The sequence below is a fragment of the Anaerosalibacter bizertensis genome (assembly GCF_009696605.1).
Taxonomy (GTDB): domain Bacteria; phylum Bacillota; class Clostridia; order Tissierellales; family Sporanaerobacteraceae; genus Anaerosalibacter; species Anaerosalibacter bizertensis.
Genome location: NZ_VULR01000001.1, coordinates 168,371 through 183,625 on the forward strand (window position 1 = coordinate 168,371; position 15,255 = coordinate 183,625).

Annotated in this window: 14 protein-coding genes and 1 riboswitch; of the genes, 1 reads left to right on the forward strand and 13 read right to left on the reverse strand. The window is 31.3% G+C overall.

Going from position 1 to position 15,255, the window contains the following annotated elements; all coding sequences use genetic code 11:
* Nucleotides 1-2: 2 nt before the first annotated feature.
* From FYJ27_RS00785 to fabF (FYJ27_RS00805), 5 genes are all read right to left on the reverse strand, one after another.
* Nucleotides 3-362 (reverse strand): NifB/NifX family molybdenum-iron cluster-binding protein, encoded by a 360-nt coding sequence (locus FYJ27_RS00785; protein ID WP_154481626.1) that lies wholly within the window; start codon nt 360-362, stop codon nt 3-5.
* A gap of 149 nt (nt 363-511) precedes the next feature.
* Complete coding sequence (locus FYJ27_RS00790) at nt 512-1,639, reverse strand: YibE/F family protein (protein WP_154481629.1); 1,128 nt, start codon at nt 1,637-1,639, stop codon at nt 512-514.
* A 190-nt stretch (nt 1,640-1,829) separates the two neighbouring features.
* Nucleotides 1,830-3,194: a phosphoglucosamine mutase gene (gene glmM / locus FYJ27_RS00795; protein WP_154481632.1), complete on the reverse strand. Its 1,365-nt coding sequence runs from the start codon at nt 3,192-3,194 to the stop codon at nt 1,830-1,832.
* 82 nt (nt 3,195-3,276) lie between these two features.
* Nucleotides 3,277-4,620: a CCA tRNA nucleotidyltransferase gene (locus tag FYJ27_RS00800; protein ID WP_195839050.1), complete on the reverse strand. Its 1,344-nt coding sequence runs from the start codon at nt 4,618-4,620 to the stop codon at nt 3,277-3,279.
* Between the two features lie 113 nt (nt 4,621-4,733).
* A complete protein-coding gene (fabF, locus tag FYJ27_RS00805) occupies nt 4,734-5,993 on the reverse strand; it encodes a beta-ketoacyl-ACP synthase II (protein WP_226808460.1) in 1,260 nt (419 codons plus the stop codon).
* 209 nt (nt 5,994-6,202) lie between these two features.
* On the opposite strand from fabF (FYJ27_RS00805), the gene fabZ reads away from it, so the two are divergent.
* Nucleotides 6,203-6,634, forward strand: coding sequence for a 3-hydroxyacyl-ACP dehydratase FabZ (gene fabZ, locus FYJ27_RS00810; RefSeq protein ID WP_216384654.1), 432 nt, complete (start codon nt 6,203-6,205; stop codon nt 6,632-6,634).
* Between the two features lie 39 nt (nt 6,635-6,673).
* Here the strand turns inward: fabZ and fabF (FYJ27_RS00815) are convergent, their stop codons facing one another.
* The 8 genes from fabF (FYJ27_RS00815) to FYJ27_RS00850 all read right to left on the reverse strand — a co-directional run bounded on the left by fabF (FYJ27_RS00815) (nt 6,674) and on the right by FYJ27_RS00850 (nt 15,032).
* Complete coding sequence (fabF, locus tag FYJ27_RS00815; RefSeq protein ID WP_154481638.1) at nt 6,674-7,912, reverse strand: beta-ketoacyl-ACP synthase II; 1,239 nt, start codon at nt 7,910-7,912, stop codon at nt 6,674-6,676.
* Between the two features lie 20 nt (nt 7,913-7,932).
* Nucleotides 7,933-8,169, reverse strand: a complete 237-nt coding sequence (gene acpP / locus FYJ27_RS00820) for an acyl carrier protein (protein ID WP_154481641.1) — start codon at nt 8,167-8,169, stop codon at nt 7,933-7,935.
* Nucleotides 8,170-8,192: 23 nt separating this feature from the next.
* Complete coding sequence (gene fabG, locus FYJ27_RS00825; RefSeq protein ID WP_154481644.1) at nt 8,193-8,936, reverse strand: 3-oxoacyl-[acyl-carrier-protein] reductase; 744 nt, start codon at nt 8,934-8,936, stop codon at nt 8,193-8,195.
* Nucleotides 8,937-8,939: 3 nt separating this feature from the next.
* A complete protein-coding gene (gene fabD / locus FYJ27_RS00830) occupies nt 8,940-9,893 on the reverse strand; it encodes an ACP S-malonyltransferase (RefSeq protein WP_154481647.1) in 954 nt (317 codons plus the stop codon).
* Nucleotide 9,894: 1 nt separating this feature from the next.
* Nucleotides 9,895-10,845: an enoyl-[acyl-carrier-protein] reductase FabK gene (gene fabK, locus FYJ27_RS00835; protein WP_154481650.1), complete on the reverse strand. Its 951-nt coding sequence runs from the start codon at nt 10,843-10,845 to the stop codon at nt 9,895-9,897.
* 12 nt (nt 10,846-10,857) lie between these two features.
* Nucleotides 10,858-11,853, reverse strand: a complete 996-nt coding sequence (locus FYJ27_RS00840) for a beta-ketoacyl-ACP synthase III (RefSeq protein WP_229775432.1) — start codon at nt 11,851-11,853, stop codon at nt 10,858-10,860.
* 417 nt (nt 11,854-12,270) lie between these two features.
* Nucleotides 12,271-13,917 carry a cobalamin B12-binding domain-containing protein gene (locus tag FYJ27_RS00845; protein ID WP_154481656.1) on the reverse strand — a complete coding sequence of 549 codons (1,647 nt, stop codon included), beginning with the start codon at nt 13,915-13,917 and terminating at the stop codon, nt 12,271-12,273.
* Nucleotides 13,917-15,032, reverse strand: a complete 1,116-nt coding sequence (locus FYJ27_RS00850) for an NAD/NADP octopine/nopaline dehydrogenase family protein (protein ID WP_154481659.1) — start codon at nt 15,030-15,032, stop codon at nt 13,917-13,919. Before FYJ27_RS00850 ends, FYJ27_RS00845 begins: the two co-directional genes overlap by 1 nt.
* A 72-nt stretch (nt 15,033-15,104) precedes the next feature.
* Nucleotides 15,105-15,238, reverse strand: a riboswitch (cyclic di-AMP (ydaO/yuaA leader).
* Nucleotides 15,239-15,255 lie beyond the last annotated feature (17 nt).

The following is a 15,255-nucleotide window of genomic DNA, read 5'->3' on the forward strand; positions in this document are numbered from 1 at the left end:
TTTTACATACCATGATGGGCAGGTCCTGATTCTTTTAATTCTAAAAGTTCACCTTTCTTATATTTTTCTATTGCATCTTTTATTGATATAGCCTCACTTTTAAAAACTTTAATGTCAGCTTTATTTATTATATTGAAAGCATTAGGACCAAGTTTACCTGTAATAATCACATCTACATTTTCGTCAATCAGTTGTTGAGATGCTGCTATGCCAGCCCCTCCCTCAGACGTTAGCCCCTTATTTTCTATTGATTCAAAATCACTTTTTTCTATATCATAAATTATAAAATAACTACATCTTCCAAATCTTAAATCTAAAGTACTATCTAGATCTTTCCCATTAGATGATAATCCTATCTTCATATGTATACCTCCTATTTTCTATTCTGACCAATATATAATTGGCATATGCTAATTATATATTAATACTATACCTATTTATTGTCAAATATATTTTAATATAAAAAACTGTATCAAAATAATTTAAATTATTTTGATACAGTTTTTTTAGGCTATATAATATTATCAGTTTCTTTTTTTTCACGTCTTTTAATTAAAATACTTGATATGAAAGCAGTTAAAGGTATAGTTAATACTAAACCAATACTTCCTGATATAGAACGAATCACTTCTGTAGCAATAATATCTAAATTTAATACTTTCATTAGTGAAGTTTCATAAGCCATAAACAACAATAATAAAGGTATAGAGCTTCCTGTATATGCAAGAATTAAAGTATTAGTCATAGTTCCCATTACGTCTTTGCCCACATTCATTCCAGCGGAAAATAATTCTTTCCTCGTTAATTTTTTATTTGCGTTATAAACTTCTTCTATTGATGAAGAAATAGAAATACCTACATCCATTACAGCTCCAAGAGAACCTAAGATAATCCCTGAGAACAATAAACTATTAAAATTAAAATTTACTTCTTGAGGAATATATGTAAGCATCATGGCTTCTTCACTGCTAAGACCTGTTAGTTTTGCCTTAGTACCTATATAATAAGCTATAACACCTGCTATAAGAACACCCCCACTTGTTCCTAAAATAGCCGCAATACTTTTACTATTTATTCCACTAATAATAAACATTGTTATAACTGTAATGCCTATAGAAATTAGAATAGTTAAAGGAATTGGATTCCTTCCTTTCAGTAACATAGGTAATAATATTTTTAAAATAGCAAACATTGTAATACCAAGACTAAGTACAGCTTTTAACCCTTTCTTTCTGCCTATAACAATAATTAATAATATAAATATAATAGATAAATAGACAATATAATTTTGACGAAAATAATCTGTTATATTTATAGATAAATTTCCATCTTCAAATTCTTCAATGGAAATAACAACTTTATCCCCTTTTTTTGCTACAATATTATAAAAATCATTATCAGATTGATGATTTTCAATATCTACTATTTTGTTTTTATATTTTCCACTAATTATTTTTACTTTTACTTCCTGAAATTTTTCTACAAATCCTTCTGAATTAGTATTTTCTTTTATTTCACTAGCTTCAAGTACCAGACCAGTTTCCATATCCATTTTAGGTTCATTTAGTGATTCACTATGAACAAAATTTAAAGATAGAATAAATATTAATAATACCGTAACATATAATAATTTTTTCATATTCAACCTCCTAATAAACAAATATTTCCTATATTGTAACATTTATTGTTGTTCTTCTCAAAATAATAAAAGCTAGAGGTATAGATACAGATTAATCTATTTTCTCTAGCTTAATTAATTTTTCCCGGGAAATATTTCTTTTATTGCCTTATAGTTTGTCCAATTATTAGTTTTCAGGAGTTAAATTAGCTTAATTTGTAACAACAATTTCATTTCCTAATCTTTCTTCTATTAACTCTGCAAGTTCTTTAGCCACTTTGTATATTTTTTCTTCATCTTTTCCTTCTATCATAACCCTAACCAATGGCTCTGTTCCTGATGGTCGTATAACTACTCTGCCTTCACCATGGAACATCTCTTCTATCTTTTCTATTTCTGTTTTTATAATTTGATCTTCTAAATAAGAATTTTTAAGTTCATTTTTTACCTTTGCATTTATAAGAACTTGTGGAAAAGTTGTCATTAAACTATTCAGCTCCGACATTGTTTTACCTGTTTCTACCATTACTGAAGTTAATTGCAATGCTGTTAAAAGTCCATCTCCTGTAGTATTATGTTCTAAGAATATAATATGTCCTGACTGCTCTCCACCTAAGACATATTCACCTTTAAGCATTTCCTCTATTACATATCTATCTCCAACTTTAGTCTTTACAATATTCATTCCGTTTTCATTAAGATATACATCTAATCCCATATTGGTCATAACAGTTCCTACTACTACATTATTTTTTAATTTATTTTTTTTCTTAAGTTGATTTCCACATATAGCAAGTATATGATCACCATCTACTATATTTCCTTCATTGTCTACAGCTATAAGTCTGTCTGCATCTCCATCAAAGGAAAGACCTATATCTGCTTTTGTTTCTAAAACTAAGTTTTGAGCCATTTTAGGATTAGTTGAACCACAGTCAACATTAATATTTACTCCATTTGGTTCATCATTTATAACTACAACTTCCGCATTTAACCTTCTTAAAAGCTTTGGTGCAGCTTCTGATACAGCACCATTTCCACAGTCTACCGCTATTTTCAAACCATTAAAATCTACATTTATAGTTTGTCTCAAATAGTCTATGTATTCATCTACACCATTTTCGACTACTATTTTTGTTCCCACTTTTCCACCTATAGGTCTATAATCTATTTCTTTATTTCCCAAAACAATATTTTCTATTTCTTCTTCTATATCATCATTTAGTTTATATCCTTTTTCATTAAAAAACTTAATACCATTATATTCAACAGGATTATGGGATGCAGATATTACTACTCCACTTAGTGCACTATGTTTCCTAGTCAAATAGGCTACTGCTGGAGTGGGTATTACACCAACACTTATTACATCTAATCCTACAGAACATATACCTGCAACTAATGCTGCTTCTAACATATCACCGGATTTTCTTGTATCTCGGCCTACAACTATTGAACCATTTCTTCCCTTTGAAAGAACAAAGGCTCCTGCTCTTCCTATTTTAAAAGCTAATTCTGGTGTTAGATCTTTATTTGCTATACCCCTAACTCCATCAGTTCCAAATAATTTTCCCATTTTTTTACCTCCCACTAAAAAATGTAACAACAATTATAATACCACAAGATTTTTTTATGCACAAATATTTTTTATTCTTAATTTATGATTTTTTAGAATATTTTTTCTGCGCTAACTTAAGTAATTTTTCTTTTTTGTTTATAGATGGATTTTCCATAACCTTTTCCAAAAGATATTCTAATACTTCACCTATAATTTTTCCTTCTTTAAACCCTATTTTTAATAAATCATTTCCATTTATATCTAATTGATTTGTATCAAAAGCTTCCCTTTTATCTAAAATACTATCTACTCTTTTTTCCATATCTAGAATATGTTCTATAGAGGCATATTCATTGGAGCATTTCCTATCTGCTTTTTGTAGTTCAAATAGATCGTATATATTTTCTACTCCTACTCTTCTTATAAGTTTTTTTAATCCTTTATCTTTAAACCTAGCATGATGAGTCATATGCTCACTGACTAGTATGGTTACTTCCTCATTGAGTTTATGAGGAGCTTTCATCCTCTCTAAAGCCTGTTTTGCTATTTTAGCTCCAACTTTATCATGTCCATAGAAATGTCCAATTCCCTTTTCATCTATTGAAATAGTATGAGGTTTTCCCATGTCATGAAAAAGAGCTGCAAGTCTTACCTTTAATATAGGTGGTGAATTATCAATAGCACAGAGAATATGATTATAAACATCTTTATTATGATGAGGATTTTGTTGATTAAATCCTATACTAGGAATTATTTCAGGTACTATTATATCTAATAAACCTATTTCTCTCATAAGTTCTATTCCTTTAGAAGGTTTAGAACTCAAAAGTATTTTAAAAAATTCCTGATTAATCCTTTCCATACTTACATTAGAAATATTAGAGCCATATTCCTCTGCTGCTTTTAAGGTTTCTTTTTCTATCTCAAAATCTAATACTGTAGAAAATCTTACAGCCCTAAGTATCCTTAAATAATCTTCTTTAAATCTTTCTTTAGGATTTCCAACAGAACGAATAATCTTTTTTTCTAAATCTTTCACTCCATTAAATGGATCAACTATACCAGTTTTTTTATTATAAGCTATAGCATTTATAGTAAAATCTCTTCTAGAAAGATCATCTTCAATAGCTGGAACAAATTTAACCCACTCTGGTCTTCTTCCATCTAAATAATTTCCTTCTGTTCTAAAAGTTGTAACTTCTACTTCTTCTTTATCTAAAAGAATCTTAATTGTCCCAAACTCTTTACCAATATCAATGGTTTTATTATCTTGAAAAATATTCTCTATATCTTCAGGCTTAGCATTGGTAGCTATATCAAAATCATTAGGCTCTTTTCCAAGTAAAATATCTCTAACAGATCCTCCCACTATATAGGACTCAAATCCACTTGATTCTAATTTATCCAATATAAATATAATATAATTTGGTATATTAATTTCCATAAAATTCTTCAACATCCTTTCCCAATATTTTTAGTATATCATATCTATTATGGGAATAGGAAAAAGATTATATACAAGAAAAGGCCTTGAAAAAATTTCAAAGCCCTTTCTTATTATCCTGCAAATTGTTTAAATAATAAGGTTGCATTATGCCCTCCAAAGCCGAATGAATTAGATAATGCATATTCTATATCTTTAAATACTGATTTATTTGGAGTATAATCAAGATCACATTCTGGATCAGAAGTTTCATAGTTTATAGTTGGAGGAATCATACCTTTTATTATTGAAAGTAGCGTCGCTATAGCTTCAATACCTCCTGAAGCTCCTAATAAATGGCCTGTCATAGATTTTATTGAACTAATTGAAATTTTATTAGCATATTCTTTAAATACTTCTTTTATTGCTAAAGTTTCTAATTTATCACTACTATAAGTACTTGTCCCATGAGCATTTATATAATCTATTTCTTTATAGTCTATCTTCCCATCTTCTAATGCAATCTTCATAGATTTTGATACAGAATCTACCTTTGCATCTAAATCTTTGTTATTTCTTATATCTGTATTTATATAATGGGAATCTGATATAGTGCCATATCCTACAACCTCTCCATATATATGAGCTCCTCTTTTTATAGCATGTCCTAACTCTTCTAAAATTAATATTCCAGCACCTTCACCTACAACAAAGCCATCTCTATCTTTATCAAAAGGTCTACTCGCCTTTATAGGCTCATCATTTCTTTTAGACAAAACTCCCATTGAACTAAGACCTGCTATGGATATAGGACTTATTGCTGCTTCACTTCCTCCTGTTACTACTATATCGCAAACGCCATTTTGAATCATTCTAAAAGATTCACCAATTGCATGAGTTCCTGATGCACAAGCTGTAGTCATTGTAAAACTAGGTCCTTTAAATCCAAAATTCATAGATATTTGTCCAGGTCCCATGTTTGAAATTATCATAGGTATAAATAAAGGCCTAACCCTTTTATTTCCCTTCTTTAAATATCTTGTATGCTCTAATTCTGCTGTACCAATACCTCCTACTCCTGATCCTAATATTATTCCTACCCTTTCCTTGTCTATCTTTTCTAAATTTAAATTACTATCATCTATAGCTAGTTGTGTACCTGCTACTGCGAACTGACTAAATCTATCCATTCTTCTTGCTTCTTTTTTTTTCATATAGTCTTGGGGATAAAAATCTTTTACTTCTCCTGCAATTTTATTTTCATAGCCTTCCACATCAAAATTGGTTATACAAGATATACCTGATTTACCTTCTATAAGGGACTTCCAATAATTTTCTTTCCCAATCCCTATAGGTGTCACAGGTCCCAAGCCCGTTACAACAACTCTTTTCACTATTTATACCTCCCACCTACTACTTATCTTTAAATATTTATTTCTATATAATTAATATATAGTTGAATTATATATTTTCAATTTGAATAATTTTATAGTTTATAATATAATGAAAAATTAAAGTACTATTAATTATACTTCAAGAAATAGTATATATTATTTTTTTATAAAACTCAACTTTCTCTAAAATACATAAGTGAGGTGGATTTATGTCCAATATGTTAAATATAAATGATATTAAAGAAATTCTTCCCCATAGATATCCTTTTCTTTTGGTAGATAAAATTAATATAGTATCTCCAGGTGAAAAAGTCATAGGATATAAAAATGTAACTATAAATGAACCTTTTTTCCAAGGTCATTTTCCCCAGGAACCTGTTATGCCTGGAGTATTGATAATAGAAGCTATGGCACAAACTGGAGCAGTACTAGTTTTAAGTGAAGAAAAATTTAAAGGTAAAACTCCTTATTTTGTTGGTCTCAATAAAGTAAAGTTCAGAAAAAAAGTTATACCAGGAGACACTTTAAAAATGGAAGTAGAAACAGTGAGAATGAGGAGCTCTATGGGGGTAGGAAAAGCTAAAGCTTATGTTGAAAATAAGCTAGTTGCTGAAGGAGAATTAATGTTTGCAATAGGATAAAAAAGGCAGTCTAAAAATATATTTTTAGACTGCCTTTTTTTATTTATCATATTTTTTAAATATTATAGTCCCATTATGTCCACCAAATCCTAATGAATTAGATAAAGCATATCTTACTTCTCTATCTACTGGTTTATTTGGAGTATAGTCAAGATCACATTCTGAATCAAAAGTTTCATAATTTATAGTTGGAGGAATTTTACTATTTTCTATAGCAAGTACTGATGCTATAGCTTCAATACCTCCTGCAGCTCCTAATAAATGGCCTGTCATAGATTTTGTTGAACTAATTGAAATTTTGCTAGCATGTTCTTTAAAAACTTTCTTTATAGCTAAGGTTTCTAATTTATCATTATAATAAGTACTAGTTCCATGAGCATTTATATAATCAACTTGAGTATAGTCAACTTGTCCATCTTCTAATGCAATTTTTATGGAGTTTGCTGCTCCTGTCGCTTCTGGATCCGGGGCAGTAATATGATATGCGTCTGATGTAGCACCATATCCTACAACCTCTCCATATATATGAGCTCCTCTTTTTAGAGCATGTTCTAATTCTTCAAGGATCAATATTCCTGCTCCTTCTCCTATGATAAAACCATCCCTATCCTTATCAAAAGGTCTACATGCCTTTTCAGGTTCTTCATTTCTCGTTGACAATGCTCTCATTGAACTAAAACCTGCTACAGCTATAGGAGATACTGCTGCTTCGCTACCTCCAGTTACTACTACATCACAAGTCCCAGTTTGTATTAGTTTGAATGATTCACCAATTGCATGAGTTCCTGATGCACAAGCTGTAGTTATAGTAAAACTAGGTCCTCTAAAATCATATAACATAGTTATATGTCCTGGACCCATATTAGCAATCATCATTGGTATGAAAAACGGGCTTACTCTTCGAGGACCTTTTTCAACAAGTTTGGAATGTTCTTTTTCTAAAGTTTCAATTCCTCCTACTCCTGATCCTAATATTACTCCTACCCTCTCCTTATCTAAACTATCTATATCTATCTCACTATCTTCTACAGCTAACATAGCTCCTGCAACTGCAAACTGACTAAATCTATCCATCCTTTTTGCTTCTTTTCTTTCTATATAATTTTCTGGATTAAAGTCCTTAACTTCTCCTGCTATTTGACTAGCATGATTTTCTGGATCAAAATTGGTTATTCGAGATATTCCAGATCTGCCCTCCATAAGGGATTTCCAGTAGTTTTCTTTTCCAATTCCTATAGGTGTTATAGGTCCTAGTCCTGTTACAACTACTCTTCTCAATTGTATATCACCCCATATTATTAAGCTATTTTTTCTTCTATATATTTTACTATATCTGCAATATTTTTAAATTCTTCTGCATCTTCATCTGGAATTTCAATATCAAATTCATCTTCAATATCCATCATTACTTCTACTGCATCTAGTGAATCAGCTTCTAAATCATCCATTATAGAAGTCTCCATAGTTATAGTTTCTTCATCCTCAATTTCTAATTGTTCACAAATAATTCCTCTAATAGTTTCAAAGATTTCCATAATTATTCCTCCTCTAATATTTTTTACATTAACATACCACCATCAACATTTATTATTTGACCTGTAATATAGTTTGCCTTTTCACTACATAGAAATACTACAACATTAGCTATATCTTCTGGTTTTGCAAATCTATTTAAAGGTATCAATTTAAGGGATTGCTCCTTAATATCTTCACTTAAAACTTCTGTCATATCTGTTTCCACAAATCCCGGAGCCACTCCATTAACATTTATTCCTCTACTGCCTAATTCTTTAGCAATGGACTTTGTAAATCCAATAACTCCTGCTTTTGAAGCACTATAATTTCCTTGACCTGCATTTCCAGATATTCCAACAACTGAAGCAATATTTACAATCTTTCCATGTCTTTTTTTCATCATTCCTCTGACAACTGCTTTAGTACATAAATATACACCTTTCAAGTTTGTATTAATTACTTTATCCCAATCTTCTGACTTCATTCTTATAAGAAGATTATCTTTTGTGACTCCTGCATTATTTACTAATACATCAATAGAATCAAATTGACTCTTAATCGTTTTCATCATACTCTTAACATCTTCTTCCGATGAAACATCGGCTTTAATAGCCAGCCCTTTGACTCCATTTTTTTCTACTTCTTTGATCACCTCCTTAGCTTTTTCTTCATTACTATTATAAGTAATAATAACATTGGCTCCTTCTTTAGATAATTCTATAGCGGTAGCTCTTCCAATCCCTCTAGAGCCCCCAGTAACTAAGGCATTTTTCTCTTTTAAAATCAATATTTAAACCTCCTTACCAAAAAAATCACATACCTTTTCAAATCCTGAAAGATTGCTTACACTAAAAACATTTACTTCTTTATTTAAAGGTTTCGCTATTCTTTTTATAAATCCTTTTAAACTTTTACCTGGTCCAATTTCAACAAAGGTATCTACTCCATTATCTAACATATAGATTATGGAATCACACCACAGTACTGAATTACTCACTTGTCTTACAAGACTTGACTTAACTTCTTCTTTATCTCTAAGAGGTTTTGCATCTACATTAGTAATAACTATTTTCTCTAAATCATTTACTTTTACATTTTCTAAATCTTTCTTTAGCTTTTCACCAGCCGGTTCTAATAAACTTGAATGGAATGGTGCACTTACTGGTAAATGTACAGCTTTTTTAGCTCCTAATTCTTTTGATTGAGATACAGCTACCTTTAATGGCTCTACTTCTCCTGATATAACAATTTGTTCAGGACTGTTATAATTCGCTATATCAACAACACCATAATTTCTCGCTTCTTTAATAGCTTCTAATATTTTAGATTTCTCTAGCCCTAAAATAGCTGCCATTCCACCTTTACCTTCTGGTACAGCTTCTTGCATGTATTTACCCCTATTTTTAACTAAGTTTACTGTTTCATTAAAATCAAGAGCATTTGCTTCAACTAATGCTGTATATTCTCCTAAACTTAAACCTGCTGTATAATCACAATTTATTCCTCTTTCTTCAAGAGCTTTTAATATGGCAACACTAGTAGTAAGTATTGCAGGTTGAGTGTTCTCTGTTTTAACAAGTTCCTCCTCTGTTCCTTCAAAACATATACTTTTTATATCAGTTCCTAAGCTTTCATTTGCAGCTTCAAATACTTCTCTAGAAACAGAAAAATTATCATAAAAATCCTTCCCCATTCCTACAAATTGTGCTCCTTGACCAGGAAAAACAAAAGCTACTTTTCCCATTTTACTCACCTCTTTTAAAACTATACAACTTATTAAGTTCTTTTTCTGCATCTTTTATAATATCATTTATAATTTCTTCACAGGATTTTATATCTTTAATCATGCCTGAAATTTGTCCAGCCATTAAAGATCCATTGTCTATATCTCCCTCTTTTACAGCCAATCTCAATCTACCTGCTCCTAATTCTTCTAATTCTTCAAAAGGAACTTCTTCTTTTTCTAATTTTATATACTCTTTAGAAAATCTATTTTTTATCACTCTTACTGGATAACCTGTGCTTCTTCCTGTTACTATTGCATCTCTATCTTTTGCTTTCACAATTTTCCTCTTATAATTATCATGAGCTATACACTCAGTAGAACAAACAAATCTAGTCCCCATTTGTATTCCTTCAGCTCCTAAAGAAAGGGCCGCTAAAAAACCTCTCCCATCTGCAATTCCTCCTGCTGCAATAACTGGAATATCTACAACATCTACCACTTGTGGAACTAAAGACATAGTAGTTAACTCCCCAATATGTCCACCAGCTTCTGTACCTTCTACTATAAGTGCATCTGCTCCTTGCCTTTCCAATCTTTTTGCCAAAGCAACTGAAGGAACTATAGGAACAACCTTTATTCCATTACTTTTGAATTTATCCATATATTTGCCAGGATTTCCAGCCCCTGTAGTAACAACAGGAACTTTTTCTTCACAAACCAATTCTACTATATCTTCAGCAAAAGGAGACATAAGCATTATATTTACACCAAAAGGCTTATCTGTATTTTTCTTTAACTTTTTTATTTCATCTCTTACAACTTCCACAGGTGCAGCTCCTGCAGCAATGACTCCTAATCCTCCTGCATTTGATACTGCTTGAGCTAATTCATGGGTTGCTACCCAAGCCATTCCTCCTTGTATAATTGGACACTCTATGTCTAAAATATCACATATCTTTGTATTAAACATATACACCATCCTTTATTTATTCCATTTCAATAGTACTGATGCCCAAGTAAGTCCTGCACCAAAAGCTACGAATAAAACTATATCATCTTTTTTTATGTAACCTTTGTGGAAAGCTTCATCTAAAGCAATGGGTATTGAAGCAGATGATATATTCCCATATCTATCTAAATTTACATATACTTTATCTCTTTTTATCTTAAGCCTCTTAGCTGCAGATTCAATAATTCTTATATTTGCCTGATGAGGAATAAGATAATCAATAGCTTCCAAAGGAATATTTGCTTTTTCTAAAGCCCTTTTAGATGCTTTTTCCATAGATCTTACTGCAAACTTAAAAACCTCTCTTCCATCCATATGTACATAATGGAGTCTTTTATTTACAGTTTCAATTGATGCAGGATTTAGAGAACCTCCTGCCGGTTGAGTTAAGAAATGTCCATTTGCTCCGTCTGCTCCTAAATCATAAGAAAGTATACCTTTTCCATCTTCACATCTCTGTAAAACACAAGCTCCTGCACCATCCCCAAAAAGTACACAGGTATTCCTATCTTTCCAATCTAATATTCGAGATAATATCTCAGCTCCAACAACTAAAACTGTGTCATATGCTCCAGTTGCTATAAAATTAGAGCCTATAGCCAGCCCATATAAAAAACCTGAGCACCCAACTGATATATCAAAAGCACTGGCATTATTTGCTCCTATATTCTTCTGCACAATACATGCAGTAGAAGGAAATGCCATATCAGGTGTAACTGTTGCCACAAGAATCAAATCTATATCTTCTGGCAAAATATTTGCATCCCTAATAGCTTTTTTTACAGCTTCTGTGCACAGGTCTGAAGTTGCTATATCTTTCTTTGCTATCCTTCTTTCACAAATCCCTGTTCTAGTCCTTATCCATTCATCTGAAGTATCTACTATCTTGCTTAAATCATCATTTGTTACTATTTTTTCAGGAACATAACTTCCTACCCCTGAAATTCCTACAGAATATATAGTATTCAATATATACACCTCCAAACCTACTAATAGCAACATATACAGCATACATGGTCATTAAACTTATATATTGCCTTCAACTTACAAGAAATAGTATATATTAAATAAAAAGTTTTTTCAATTTCTTTTTTTCCAGAATACCCCATGGCCTGAATTACATTTTAATATATCTATAACAAGATATTAACTATTTTAGATAATAGCTTTAATTTTCCCCATCAATATCTTTTAAAACTTCTTTATTCTCCCTAACTGTAGTACCAATAACCTCCAATATTTTAACTCTCTTAATCCTATTTTTTTATTTATAATTCTTCCAGTTATATTATAACATATATAGTAATTTATAATTAATAATTAAATTGAATGTGCTTAACTAAGCATAAAAATAGGCTGTTTAAACAGCCTATTTTTAAATTAATTTTATACTACTGATTTTTTTTCATTATTTTTAATTATTCTATCTATTCTTTCTCTTTCTGATATAACTCTTCCTTCTCTAGTGTCATAAGGATATAGTGCTCCATTAACTAAACGAGTAGTTAATTCTCCTTTTGCGGCCGAGTTTCCCTTAAATTGTGGAGTATCTAATAGTCCTATTTCAACTGCTCTTGCTAAGGTTTCTACATCTGATAATGGATCTTTTACTGTAGGATTTAAAACTTTAATTGCCTCTAGTATTAAATTAGCTTCTTCTATAAGTTCTTTTTTCCTCTCCTCTACTATTAAATTTTTAGTCATATCAACTGTACCTAAGAATTCGTTCCTTATTACACCTCTAACTATTTTACAAGATTCTATTATTTCTTCTGCTCCAGCTGCATGATGTGCTTCGCAATATCCAACTACATGATATATATGAGGTTTTATAGCCATAGCTAGATAAGCTGATGAAGCTAATTGACCTTTAGCTTGGTTTAAGTCTGCCGGGAAACTTGCTAACCCTGCTCTTGCCTGTCTATATGTTCTAAAGTTTTCATCTTCCAAACTTTCTACCAATTCTATTTTTGCAAGCATCTTAGCTAAATCCATTTGCGGAGACATAAATGCAGGTACATTAAACATATATTGTGATACATAGTCCTTTACACCCATTTTTTTAGCATTATAAGCAGCTAAATAAGCAGCAGCCACTCCTATAGCATCATGTGCATCCCTTAAACTCCAATGATGAGGATCATTTACCTCTACAGGAATATCTCTATCTCCATGCCATTTCATTACTTGTTGATTTTCTTTAATGGCTTCTCTTAGAGTCCTAGGTCCTCTTTTATCTAAATCACTGTACCAAAATAATGGTACTGCACACCACGCATTATCAATGGTCTTTTTTAGCATTTCAGCAAAGGGTAACAAATTTTTAGTCCCACTATAACATCTTAGTAAAGGATAATTACCTACTTGGGCTGCTTCATAAAGTTTATTAAAATCTTCACTACTTCTCAGAGGCACCCCTCCAGCTCCATCTAATCTATGATCCATTTTATCTTGTTCAAAAAAATATTCCTGAGCATTTTGATCCGGTGCAATTGATATAACATCTAATACTTCTGCTTTTGCTATTTTTTCTATTGCTTCAGTTGTTTTTTCTAAAGATGGAAGGCCTAAGTGATGTCTAAGTATTGGATAAGGATATTTAGAATTAATTCTAGTAATAAGATCTTTTGGATAGAACTCTTGTTTTTTATAATCCTTTCCCTTTAGGTAAGCTATCACTTCATCTATATCTTCTGTTCCATAAAAGATCTTGTGAAAAATCCCACTTTTTTCTGCAATTTTTGCAGTAGGCTCTGTACCACCAAACATCCATTTTACATTATTTATATTCTGTCTTTCTATTTTTTCTTTTAGTTCAATAAGTATTTCTTCTAATGGTTCAGGAGTAAGTCTATAACTTAAAGCTACAATATCTGGATTTAATTCTAATATCTTTTCTATAACTTTATCTATAGAAAGCGCAATACCTAAAAATTCTGTCTCATAACCTTCTTTTTCAGCTAATGTTAAAAAATTCATCGTTCCTGCCACATGAACACAGTTTCCTATAGTGCCAGCAATTATTCTCTTCATTATGCCACCACCCCTTTTTCTTTAGTAACTATACCAGTTTGAGCAAAATTGTGTATTTCATCTAAGTCTAATCCATCAAGACCAAGATGTTCAACTGTCCTACCACTATTCCAAAAATCTTTCCCTGTCATAAGTTCAGCTAGTCTAATTACAGAATCTATTGCTAGAGTATCTATATTTAATTGTTTTCCAAGTGAAGACATGGGAACTAAACTATAGGGTACATCTTCATATATATATCTGATATTAAGTCCTTTAGGAGCTAAAAGTCCTTTATATCCTGGATTATTTTGTATAGCTTCATATAGGTTTGTTCCTACTGCTCCATAGGATTCATATAGCCAATCCTTAGCTGAGCAAGTTTCAATATTCAATGCTTGGGCTATTCTCATTCTTTCATTATCCATCTTTTCTAAAAACTTACTAATTGATGGTGTAATTCCCTCTGTATAATAATCAAATGGCGCCCCTCTTTCGATATGACCACTATTTAATAAAGTAGGGGCTGGATGAAATATAGCACCATAGTTATTCAAACTTGTTTCCATAACATCCCTTGCAGGTACAAATTGTGGATATGCAGATGAAAGCATATGAATAACTTCATCCGTCTTTGTAGATGGAATGCACGCTAAAGATACCTCATTTTTTTCTCTATATATATGAGCAGATCTAGCACTAGTTTTCCTACAAGCATATATGAAAGTTTGAGCCTCTCCTACAACTATATTTTTATCACATCCATTTTTCTTAAGGGTAGTATATATTTCTAATGCTCCACCTGTTCTACCTGGATTTAAAATTATTATTTGACCATCTTTTAAATATGGGGCCATTAACTTTCCAAGGTTATAATGCCCAATAGCGGGAATAGTGACCATTATTATATCCACATTTTCAATAACTTCCTTTATATTGTCGCTAACTATGTTTAGCTTTCCAGTACCTTCTTTTTCCCCTGTCAATGTAATAGTTGGCTTCTCCATTAATGGTAAAATTTTTTGTAAGGTTCTATTATATAGATTTACTGCGAAACCTTTTTTAGCTAGATAACCTGCCATTGCAAGTCCTCCATTTCCTGCTCCTATAATCCCATAACTAAGACAATTTTTCATAAGACACTCCCTCCCTAAGCACAATATTTATAATAAAATTTAGACTATGGGGCCCATAGTCTAAATTAAAATACTATTCCCCTTCTACGCTGACGGAGTTAACTGACGGATTCGGGCAAGGGTATGCCCTACCTCTAAGAGGATTCACCCCATATACATGGTTCCCCCGCTTCTTTTAAAATAAAAGAATTAAGCGATTGAATTGTGAATATTCATATATTTC